The organism is Streptomyces sp. NPDC031474 (assembly GCF_055581185.1).
The window spans coordinates 1-10,229 of the sequence record NZ_JBVIJX010000060.1; the positions used below are offsets into that span (position 1 = coordinate 1).

The 10,229-nt window shown below is 71.8% G+C and carries 13 protein-coding genes; 3 read left to right on the forward strand and 10 right to left on the reverse strand.

Annotated features, from left to right (window positions below):
• The coding region (locus ACZ5SK_RS48095; protein ID WP_361710738.1) for a hypothetical protein at window positions 1–408 on the reverse strand (408 nt) is incomplete at its 3' end.
• A gap of 354 nt (window positions 409–762) precedes the next feature.
• On the opposite strand from ACZ5SK_RS48095, the gene ACZ5SK_RS48100 reads away from it, so the two are divergent.
• Window positions 763–1,704 carry a peptidoglycan-binding domain-containing protein gene (locus ACZ5SK_RS48100; RefSeq protein WP_468159059.1) on the forward strand — a complete coding sequence of 314 codons (942 nt, stop codon included), beginning with the start codon at window positions 763–765 and terminating at the stop codon, window positions 1,702–1,704.
• Between the two features lie 22 nt (window positions 1,705–1,726).
• On the opposite strand, the gene ACZ5SK_RS48105 is transcribed toward ACZ5SK_RS48100, so the two are convergent.
• Genes ACZ5SK_RS48105 through tsaB form a run of 4 tightly spaced genes read right to left on the reverse strand, consistent with a single transcriptional unit; the run spans window position 1,727 to window position 4,277 of the window.
• Complete coding sequence (locus tag ACZ5SK_RS48105; protein ID WP_334577786.1) at window positions 1,727–1,987, reverse strand: hypothetical protein; 261 nt, start codon at window positions 1,985–1,987, stop codon at window positions 1,727–1,729.
• A 10-nt stretch (window positions 1,988–1,997) separates the two neighbouring features.
• Window positions 1,998–3,095 (reverse strand): tRNA (adenosine(37)-N6)-threonylcarbamoyltransferase complex transferase subunit TsaD, encoded by a 1,098-nt coding sequence (gene tsaD / locus ACZ5SK_RS48110; protein WP_334577787.1) that lies wholly within the window; start codon window positions 3,093–3,095, stop codon window positions 1,998–2,000.
• Entirely contained in the window at window positions 3,088–3,582 is a 495-nt protein-coding gene (rimI, locus tag ACZ5SK_RS48115) for a ribosomal protein S18-alanine N-acetyltransferase (RefSeq protein WP_334581205.1), read from the reverse strand. Before rimI ends, tsaD begins: the two co-directional genes overlap by 8 nt.
• 41 nt (window positions 3,583–3,623) lie before the next feature.
• Window positions 3,624–4,277: a tRNA (adenosine(37)-N6)-threonylcarbamoyltransferase complex dimerization subunit type 1 TsaB gene (gene tsaB / locus ACZ5SK_RS48120; RefSeq protein ID WP_319676844.1), complete on the reverse strand. Its 654-nt coding sequence runs from the start codon at window positions 4,275–4,277 to the stop codon at window positions 3,624–3,626.
• Between the two features lie 136 nt (window positions 4,278–4,413).
• On the opposite strand from tsaB, the gene ACZ5SK_RS48125 reads away from it, so the two are divergent.
• Entirely contained in the window at window positions 4,414–4,968 is a 555-nt protein-coding gene (locus ACZ5SK_RS48125) for a hypothetical protein (protein WP_334577788.1), read from the forward strand.
• Window positions 4,969–4,983: 15 nt separating this feature from the next.
• On the opposite strand, the gene ACZ5SK_RS48130 is transcribed toward ACZ5SK_RS48125, so the two are convergent.
• The 5 genes from ACZ5SK_RS48130 to ACZ5SK_RS48150 form a co-directional block, all read right to left on the reverse strand.
• Entirely contained in the window at window positions 4,984–5,169 is a 186-nt protein-coding gene (locus tag ACZ5SK_RS48130) for a hypothetical protein (RefSeq protein WP_334577789.1), read from the reverse strand.
• 119 nt (window positions 5,170–5,288) lie between these two features.
• A complete protein-coding gene (gene tsaE, locus ACZ5SK_RS48135; protein ID WP_334577790.1) occupies window positions 5,289–5,795 on the reverse strand; it encodes a tRNA (adenosine(37)-N6)-threonylcarbamoyltransferase complex ATPase subunit type 1 TsaE in 507 nt (168 codons plus the stop codon).
• Window positions 5,796–5,883: 88 nt separating this feature from the next.
• On the reverse strand, window positions 5,884–7,119 hold the full coding sequence (locus ACZ5SK_RS48140) for an alpha/beta fold hydrolase (RefSeq protein WP_334577791.1): 1,236 nt from the start codon (window positions 7,117–7,119) through the stop codon (window positions 5,884–5,886).
• Between the two features lie 54 nt (window positions 7,120–7,173).
• Window positions 7,174–8,337 (reverse strand): alanine racemase, encoded by a 1,164-nt coding sequence (alr, locus tag ACZ5SK_RS48145; protein WP_334577792.1) that lies wholly within the window; start codon window positions 8,335–8,337, stop codon window positions 7,174–7,176.
• A gap of 79 nt (window positions 8,338–8,416) precedes the next feature.
• Window positions 8,417–9,292: a L,D-transpeptidase family protein gene (locus tag ACZ5SK_RS48150; RefSeq protein WP_334577793.1), complete on the reverse strand. Its 876-nt coding sequence runs from the start codon at window positions 9,290–9,292 to the stop codon at window positions 8,417–8,419.
• A 499-nt stretch (window positions 9,293–9,791) separates the two neighbouring features.
• On the opposite strand from ACZ5SK_RS48150, the gene ACZ5SK_RS48155 reads away from it, so the two are divergent.
• The coding region (locus ACZ5SK_RS48155) for a hypothetical protein (protein ID WP_361710727.1) at window positions 9,792–10,229 on the forward strand (438 nt) is incomplete at its 3' end.

The following is a 10,229-nucleotide window of genomic DNA, read 5'->3' on the forward strand; positions in this document are numbered from 1 at the left end:
CCCCGTGTCGGACAACGAGGTGTCGATGTCCTTCCACACCCCGCCGACCTTGCTACGCACCGGACCGGCGAACGCATCCGTCTCCAACTCCCCGTTGGGCAACGCAAACGTCGACGAGTCGGCGGTCCGGGCGGACAGCACCTCGATCTTCCGCTTCTGCAGGCGGGCCATCAGCACGGCTGACGCCTCGTCCTGCGCCTGGGCGGGCCCGGCAGCCTTCTTGGCCGCCTTGGGCTTGTGCGCCGCCGGCGCGTTCCCGTCGGCCGCGAACGACGCGCCGCTGCCCTGGTCGACGAGGGCGACCTGGGCGGCGAGTACGAGGAGGACGGCAGTGGCGGTGCGCTTGATTCTGCTTCTGTTTCTGCCTCTTTTTCCGGATCTGGTTCTGGTTCTGTGTCTGTGACTCATGATCAGTCCCCTCCGAGCCCATGTGCGGTCACACAGGCAAAGTCGGCTGATCATTTCCACTGGGGGTCAGGCGCTCAGGGACAGCTTCAACGGTGCCTCCAGGAAGGACAAAGCGAGGTCAAAGAGATACTTATGACGAGGACTTCGACGCAACCGACCGCCCCTTTTGCCCGTCCCCCACAGGCGCACTTGCCATTGCCTCCGCAAAGCGAGGGTTTCCCAATTCTTGACGGTATATAAGGGCATCCCTCACCACACCCGACCATTGCAGGCAGGCCATGGAAGATGCGGTGTTGGAGATACCGTGCGGGAGATATGAATAGGATATGAAGCCCGTTCGGAGAAGGGCTTCAGGTGAGCGAACCGCAGGCCGGTGTCTGCCCGTTGTGCGGCGCGCCCCGTTCCGCGGACGGCACCCCCGGCTGCGCCTGCGCCCGGCTCGCGTCCGACGCCCACCGCACCGCCCGCACCACGGAGGCGGCCGCCGCCGAGGACTTCGATCCGGTGCGGATCCGCCCGTTCGTCATGCTCGGTGACGACGACCAGGATCCACAGCAGGACGGCCCCGGCCCCGAGACCACGGCCGCGCCCACCGTGACGACTTCGCCGGAGCCGGTGGAGCTGCCGCCCTCCGAAGAGCCCGAAGAGCCCGAAGAGTTCAAAGAGTTCGACAAGGGTGCGGAAGGCGGCGGGTCCGAGGCCCGGCCGGACACCTCCGACGGGCCTCGCCCGAACCGGCGCCGCTTACACCTGCTGGCTCTCGCGGGCGCCCTCGCTGCCGCCGTCACCGCGGCCGGGCTCGCCGCGGTCCTCCTGTACAAGGCCCCCGAACGGGACGGCTCGTCGGCCGAGGGTGTCCGGGTGCCGGTGCCCGAGGTGACGTCCGAGGCCGCCTCGCCGGCCCGACCGTCGTCCGCGCAGGCCTCACGGACACAGCCGTCGTCACCGACCGCCTCCGGCTCCCCCAGCCCGGCCTCCCCGACGCCGGAAGCTCCCACCCGCTCCGCCGTCCCACCCTCGGCCCCGTCCACCGGCACTGCCTCCGCCAGCCCCAGCGCGACGGTCTCCACACCCCTGGTCCTGCGCCTCGGGGACGCCGGCCCCCAGGTCGTCGAGCTCCAGCTCCGCCTGCGTCAGATCGGTTACTACGGCGGCGAGGCCGACGGCGAGTACGGCCGTCAGGTCGAGAGCTCGGTGCGCACGTACCAGCTCACCCGAGCCGTCCTCAAGGACGAGTCCGGGGTCTACGGCGCCGCGACCCGGGCCTCGCTCGAAGCGGAGACCGACAAGCCCTGACACCGGCCCGCCCAGCCGCTCCCTAGCGGCTCTCCACCGACTCGAACCGCCACCGGTGCACCGCCCGCGTCACCAACTCCGTGTCGGGATCCGGGAGTTCGGGCAGCCCGGGATCGTCGTAGTCCGCGTCCCACCAGGTGATGACCAGGACCCGGTCCTGCGGGCCGCGGAACGACTCGCGGCGCAGGGGTTCGGCCGCGAGCCGCCGCGCCCGCGCCCAGGCCAGCAGCGCGTCGCCCCGCCCCTCGACGGCCTGGGCCTCCCACATCAACGCGACCGTCATGACCTGGTCCTCATGAGTAGAGATTGTCCTTGCCGACCTCGTGCACATGATCGTGGTCGTGCGTACGGCCGGGAACGTGCGGGTCGGTCACCGGCAGCGACGAGTCCGCCGACAGGTCCCAGCTGGACGCGGCCCGCCCCCGGGCCACCATCTCCGCGCCCAGGGCCGCCACCATCGCACCGTTGTCCGTGCACAGCTTGGGGCGCGGCACCCGCAGCCGGATGCCGGCCGCCTCGCAGCGCTCCTGGGCCAGCACTCGCAGCCGGGAGTTGGCGGCCACACCGCCGCCGATCATCAGGTGGTCGACGCCCTCGTCCTTGCAGGCCCGTACGGCCTTGCGGGTCAGGACGTCCACGACCGCCTCCTGGAAGGAGGCCGCCACGTCCCGCACCGGAACGTCCTCGCCCGCCGCCCGCCTGGCCTCGATCCAGCGGGCGACCGACGTCTTCAGCCCGGAGAAGGAGAAGTCGTACGCCGGGTCGCGCGGACCGGTCAGGCCGCGCGGGAAGGCGATGGCCGAGGGGTCGCCCTCCTTGGCGTACCGGTCGATGACCGGGCCGCCCGGGAAGCCCAGGTTCAGCACTCGGGCGATCTTGTCGAAGGCCTCGCCCGCCGCGTCGTCGATGGTCGCGCCCATCGGACGGACGTCGGAGGTGATGTCGGTCGACAGCAGCAGCGAGGAGTGGCCGCCGGACACCAGCAGCGCCATCGTCGGCTCGGGCAGCGCGCCGTGCTCCAGCTGGTCCACGCAGATGTGCGAGGCGAGGTGGTTGACGCCGTAGAGGGGCTTGCCGAGGGCGTACGCGTACGCCTTCGCCGCGGAGACGCCGACCAGGAGGGCGCCGGCGAGGCCGGGACCGGCGGTGACGGCGATGCCGTCGAGGTCCTTGGCGCTGACCCCCGCTTCCTTCAGCGCCCGGTCGATGGTCGGGACCATCGCCTCCAGATGCGCCCGGGAGGCCACCTCCGGCACGACCCCGCCGAAGCGGGCGTGCTCGTCGACGCTGGAGGCGATCGCGTCCGCCAGCAGGGTGCTGCCGCGCACGACGCCGACGCCGGTCTCGTCGCAGGAGGTCTCGATCCCCAGTACGAGGGGTTCGTCAGCCATTGGTCTCGGTTCCTTGTGTTCCGGCCACGGATGTGGAGGGGTCGGTCAGGCGCATCACCAGGGCGTCCACGTTCCCCGGCTGGTAGTAGCCGCGCCGGAAGCCGATGGCCTCGAAGCCGAAGCGCTCGTACAGCTTCTGGGCACGGACGTTGTCGATCCGGCACTCCAGCATGACCTCGGCGCACTCGAAGGCGGTGGCCGCGCGCAGCAGCTCCGTCAGCAGCCGCCCGCCGAGTCCGGTGCCCTGGTGGTCGCGGGCGACGGCGATGGTCTGGACGTCGGCCAGGTCCCCGGCGGCGGCCAGACCCGCGTATCCGACGATCCGCTCCTCGTCGGCCGTCGTGTCGACCGCGATGACATAGCGCCGGGTCGCCTCGGGGCCGCGGGCGTGGGCCAGGTCGGACCAGAACATGCCCCGGGACCAGGCGTCCTCGGGGAAGAGGTCCTTCTCCAGTTCCAGCACGGGTTCGATGTGCCACCAGCGCATCTCGCGCAGCACGGGGCGGCCGGGTGGGTTGACGGCTTCGGTCACTTGGGGGTGACCACCTTGTAGTTCTTCGGCACCTGGGCGTCCGGCCGGCGCAGATACAGCGGGCGCGGCGCCGGGAGCTCCTCGCCGGCGGCCAGTTTCTCGGCGGCCAGGCTCGCGAGCGCCGCGGCGGACACGTGCTCGGGCTCGTGCGCGTTCGGGAACGTGTCCGGGTACAGCAGCGCGCCCGCGCCGACGGCGGGCAGCCCGGCCACCTGCTCGGCGATGTCGGCGGGCCGGTCCACGGCGGGGCCCGAGACCCGGGTCCGGGAGTCGGCGTAGCGCGCCCAGTAGACCTCCTTGCGGCGGGCGTCGGTCGCCACCACGAAGGGTCCTTGGAGGTCGGAGGCGTACGCGAGGCCGTCGAGCGTGCACAGGCCGTGCACGGGGACGCCGAGCGCGAGCCCGAAGGTGTCGGCGGTCATCAGGCCGACCCGCAGCCCGGTGTAGGGGCCGGGGCCGACGCCGACGACGATCGCGGTGACGGCGTCGAGTCTGAGCCCGGCCCCGGCGAGCAGCCGGTCGACGGCCGGCAGCAGCAGCTCGCCGTGCCGGCGGGCGTCCACCTGACTCGAGGAGGCGACGACGTCCGTGCCGTCGTGCAGCGCGACGGTGACGGCGGGGGTGGCGGTATCGAGAGCGAGCAAGAGCACGCAAACAGCCTACGGCTCCCGCGCCCTCGACACGGCCGCGCCGACGGGGCCCGTACGGACTGCTAACGTCGCCGCGAAACGTGACGTACGGGACAGACCCGTAGTCGGGCGGAAAGAACGGACGAGGTGGTCGCCGGTGCCAAGCAGCAGCTCGACTTTCGTGGCCGGGCTCACGGTGGCGGCCCTGGCGACGGTCGGGTTCCTCGCCTTCCGGGCCTCGGCGAGCGCGCCCGCCGACCTCGCCGGACCGCAGCGCAGCAAGGCCCCCGCGACGCCGGCGCCGAAGGCGCCCCGGGACAAGCGGCACCCGGCGGCGCTCCCGGGCGGCTCCGGCACGGGTGAGCGGGTCGTGTACTCGCTGGACGACGACCGGGTCTGGCTGGTCGGCGCGAACGGCAAGGTCAACCGCACGTTCAAGGTCGCCCCCGGCAGTGTGGACCCGCGGCCGGGCAGCTACCGCGTCACCTCCCGGGCGGGCGCCGTCACCGGCACCGACGGCATCCCCATCGAGCACGTGGTGCGCTTCGCCACGGTGAACGACGTGACGATCGGCTTCAGCGCGGCGCTGGACGGCTCGCTGCCGGAGCCCGATCCGACGATGCTCACGGGCGGCATCCGGCAGAGCACCGCGGACGGCGACGCGATGTGGGAGTTCGCGACGATCGGCGAGCCGGTCGTCGTGATCCGGTAGGGCCCTGCCGCGCGCTCACGCCGCCCTGCGGTGCTCCACGGGCGGTTCCACGACCGTCCCCGGGTCGGGCAGTCGCGGCGGCGTGGAGACGGCCTCGGCCGCCGCGCAGGAGGCCAGCAGGTCACGCATGGACACACCGGCGGCGACCTCGACCGGCCGGCGCTGCTTGTTCTGGGTGGCCTTGTTCTCGTTGGCCGACATGGACGCCTCCTGAGGTTCGGGGGCGGGCGAAGTTAGGTAGACCTAACTTCGAACTGGGTACCATGTGACCACGCACAAGACGCCGAACGCAACACTTTGCCGACGTCTTGTCGGAACGTTCACGCCGTCAGAACGCTCAGGTCCGCCGAACCCCACCGCTCACCAAGGCCGGTGACGGTGACGTGCCGCACCTCGTCGGTCGTATCGCCGACGGCCCGGTGGATACGTACCTGGAGCCGGTCCTCGGTCAGCTCTTCGACCTTGCCTTCGCCCCACTCCACGACGATCACCGAGTCGGGCAGCGAGACGTCCAGGTCGAGGTCCTCCATCTCGTCGAGCCCGCCGCCCAGGCGATACGCGTCGACGTGGACGAGCGGCGGCCCCGCCGAGAGGGAGGGGTGCACGCGGGCGATCACGAAGGTCGGGGAGGTCACGGCGCCCCGGACCCCGAGGCCCTCGCCGAGCCCACGGGCGAGCGTCGTCTTGCCCGCGCCGAGTTCCCCGCTGAGCATCACGAGATCGCCGGCCCGCAACAGCTTGGCCAGACGGCGACCCAGCTCCCCCATATGCTCGGGGGAGTTGACGATCAGCTGCACAGACCGGGGCGATGCTGCCTTTTCATCCATCGTCACTCACTTGCAGTAGTACACTGGTCACGCCCCGCAAGGGGCCGGTTCGGGCTGGACCGCAGCCGACGGCTGGAGGCCACCTCCGTCAGGAGGAGGCGGAGTCACAGCCATTCACGGTAGCGGTGAACGGCATCGCCCCCGCACGGGCGAGCAGATCAGCGAGGCGGTCGGTGACCACTTCCGGGTGCTCCAGCATGACCAGGTGCCCGGCGTCCGGCACCAATACCAACTCGGCGCCCGGCAAGACGTCGGCGATCGCCTCGCTGTGCTCGCTCGGCGTGACCAGGTCCCCGATCCCGGCCAGCACCAGCACCGGCATGTCGGTGAAGCAGGCCAGCGCCTCGGTCTTGTCGTGGTCCGTGAAGGCCGGGTAGAACTCGGCGACCACGTCGATCGGCGTGCCCTCGATCATCCGCTCGGCGAACCGCGCCACCGCCGGATCCACGTCCCGCGAGGCGAACGAGTACCGCTTGATGATCCCGGCGAAGAGATCGGCGGTGGCCCGCCGCCCCTTCTCCACCAGGGCCGCCTGCTGTCCGAGCGCCTTCAGCACGCCCGGCAGCACCCGTCGCACCGCGTTCACGCCCGCGACCGGCAGCCCGAAGTTGACCTCGCCGAGCCGCCCGGACGACGTCCCCACGAAGGCGGTGGCGACGACCCGGTCACGGATCAGCTCGGGGTACAGCGCGGCCAGCGCCATCACCGTCATGCCGCCCATCGAGTGCCCGACGAGCACGATCGGCCCCTCGGGCACGGCCGCGTCGATGACGGCCTTCAGGTCCCGCCCCAGCTGGTCGATGGTGAGCGGCTCACCGTCCCGCACCTGGGCGTTGCCGCGCCCGGAGCGGCCGTGGCTGCGCTGGTCCCAGTGCACGGTCCGCACGACGCCGCGCAGGGCCGCCCGCTGGAAGTGCCAGGAGTCCTGGGTGAGGCAGTAGCCGTGACTGAAGACGACGGTGACGGGCAGCGGCGCCTTGCGGCCGAAGAGCCGCCGCCGGCGGCCCGCCGGTCCGCCCTGCGGCTCGACGTCGTCGACCTCGTAGTACAGCTCGGTGCCGTCGTCGGCGTACGCCCTGCCCGGGGTGCCGCGCAGTGCGCCGTAGGGGCCCGCCGAGTCGAGGGCGAGCCGGGCCTTGGCCCGCATGCCCCGGCCCACGGTCATCCGTTCCAGCGCGACACCGGCCGCGGCGCCCGCGGCGATCACGCCTATCGCGGCGCCGGCGATACCGGTCGCCCGGCGCCAGCCGCCCGCCCCCGTGGCGGCGGCAACGACGGCCGCCGAGGCGGCACCCGTCACTGCCTCCGCGCTGCTCTCGCTCACGTACCGCTCCTCCTAGGCCGATGTCCGTGCACTGACTGCGGGTTACCCGTCTTGTCACTCATTCACATAGACGCGGGGAACGCGCGCTCCGATGCGCGTGACGATCTCGTACCCGATGGTTCCGGCCGCCTGCGCCCAGTCCTGCGCCGTGGGTTCGCCGCGGTCGCCGGGTCCGAAGAGGACCGCCTCCGCGCCGGGCCCGGGTTCGTCGCCGCCGAGGTCGACGACGAACTGGTCCATGGCGATCCGTCCGGCCGCCGTCCGCCACTTGCCGCCGACCAGCACCGGCCCGGTGCCGGAGGCATGCCGGGGCACCCCGTCCGCGTAGCCGAGGGGCACCAGCCCGAGGGTCGTGGCGCCGGGGGTGACGTAGCGATGGCCGTAGCTCACGCCGTGTCCGCCCGGGACGTGCTTCACCAGGGCGAGCGAGGCCGCGAGCGTCATCACGGGGCGCAGTCCGAAGTCGGCGGAGGAGCCCAGCTCGGGGCTGGGCGAGACGCCGTACATCGCGATGCCCGGCCGGACCAGGTCGAAGTGGGTGTCGGGGAGCGTCAGCGTGGCCGGCGAGTTGGCGATGTGCCGCACCTCGGGCCGCACGCCCTGCCCCTCGGCGTACGCCACCAGCTCGCGGAAGCTGCCGAGCTGAAGGCCGACGGAGGGATGGCCGGGCTCGTCGGCGCAGGCGAAGTGCGACCACAGCCCCGTGACGCGGACCAGCCCCGCCGCCTCGGCCCGCAGCGCCTCCCGGACCAGTTCGGGCCAGTCGGCGGGCTGACATCCGTTACGCCCGAGCCCGGTGTCGGCCTTGAGCTGTACCCGGGCGGGCCGCCCGGCGGCCCGGGCCGCTTCCTCGACCTCGCGCAGCGCCCACAGTCCGCTCACGGACACGTCGAGGTCGGCCTCGACGGCCTCCCGCCAGGGCCCGCCCGGGGTCCACAGCCAGCACATGATCCTGACGTCGGCCGGCAGCCCGCCGTCCGCGCGCAGCGCCAGCGCCTCCTCGGGCGTGGCGGTGCCCACCCAGGCGGCGCCGGCCTCGACGGCCGCCCGGGCGCACGGCAGGGCCCCGTGCCCGTACCCGTCGGCCTTCACCACGGCCATGAACGCCGCTCCCGGCGCCTTGGCACGCAGGGTCCGCACATTGGCCCGCAGCGCGGCCAGGTCGATCTCGGCACGGGCGCGCGCGGGGTTGGCGGGCGGCTTGGCAGTCTCACTCATCGCGCCCAGTGTCTCAGAGCGCTCGGACAGCCCCCCGGGTACCGGGCCGAGTACGGCAGGGCGCCGGGGCGGCGCCGGCTCAGGTGCCGGGCCGGTGCCCCCAGACGTAGACCTTGTCGCCGTTCTTCAACACGCCCCACAGTGCGCGCGCGTCACCGAGGGTGAGGTTGACGCAGCCCATGGAGCCGATGACGGTGTGGATGCTGCCGTAGACGGCGTGGAAGGCCTGTCCGCCGTCGAAGAACTGGGCGTACGGCATGGGGGTTCCGTAGAGCGTCGACACGTGGTTCTTGTGCCGCCAGTAGACGGTGTGCCAGCCCTTGCGGGTGGGATGGACGGCCCGTCCGCTGCGCATGGACACCGGCCCGAAGACGACCTTCGTCCCCTTCTGGACCCAGGTCACCTGCCGGTCGAGGTCGACGCAGGCGACGCGGTAGGTCCGCACCGGGCACTTCTTGCCGGCGTTCGGGTTCTTCCCGGCGGAGATCAGCTGCATCCGCGCCCAGGTGACGGGTCCCGCGAACCCGATGGCGGGCTGGATCTTCTGCGCCTGCTGGAACGCGCGGACAGCCTTGCAGTCGGCGGCGGACTGCTTCCCGTCCACCTTCAGTTTCAGCCACCGCTCGACCGCCCGCTGGTAGGGCCCGGTCCGCTTGGTGCACGCCGTCCGCGTGGCGACCTCCTCCAACGGCACGTATTCGACCAGCGCGTACGTCCCCGCGGCGGCGTCCGGCGGCTCGACGGCGTCCTCCGCGGCGGTCGGCTCGTACACCCTGGGGGCGAGCAGCTGATCGGGGGTGTCGATCTGCCAGGGCAGATACCACCCCGGCGGCACACGGGGCACAAGCCGGGTCCAGGGGTCGGGGGGAGCGGGGGCGGCGCGGGCGGCGCCCGGGCAGGAGAGGAGGGACGCGACGGTGAGGAGGACGGCGGCGGCGGTTCGTGTGCTGATCATGCGATCAGCCAAACGCGGGGCTCCGGCATCCGGGCAGTGGCGCGCGGAGGGTCACCCGTAAGCCACCCCCGAGCCACCCGTAAGGAGGTGCCTGGACGACGCGAATGAACCCACCGTGTCGGCAAAGAAAAGCAGAAACAAAGAGCCGGCCTGCTTTCTCCATCGGCCGGCGACAGGCCTCCGCCGCACAGATAACGATCAGCCAAAATCTCCGACGGCCGGAAACCGCAGCCGAGTTCCGCAGGGCACTCCCCGAGCGGACCGGCCTGCCCGTTTTGAGCTCATTGCCGAAACTTGGTTTGCATTTCGTTTCTGCCGCCTTAGCCAAACCTTGAAGGTCCACTCACCCTCTCTTCCTCCAGGTCAAGAGGGTTTGAGGAGAATCTGAGGATCACGTTTCCCCGGTGAAAAATTCCGTTCCGATTTCTGCACGGAATCCTCCTTCATCATCACGTCCAGCAGCGCACCGCGCGCTGTCGAAGTACGTACAGGAGATGTGATGAGACTCAAGGGGAGATGGGTCTTCCCGACTTCGGGGGGACGCTCCGGACGGAGACGCGGAAGCGAATCCGTCCGGCGCACCGCACTCGCGGTCGCCGCCGTACTCGCGGCGGAAACGGCCCTGTTGTCGCTGGGCACGGGGTCGGCGTTCGCCGCCGGCTTCGACTCGGGCGCCACGGCCGGGGCCGCGAAGGCGGGGGCCGGCCGGGCCCACAGCGCCAAGGCCGCCGCCTCGTCCGCGGACTCCGTGGAGGCGGCGCTGCTGATGGCCCGCCTCCAGGGCCGCAAGATCGAGGTGACCGGCGCGCGCACGGCGGACTCCTCGACGTTTGCGTTGCCCAGTGGGCAGTTGGAGACGGATGCGTTCGCCGGTCCGGTGCGTAGCAAGGTCGGCGGGGCGTGGAAGGACATCGACACCTCGTTGTCCGACACCGGC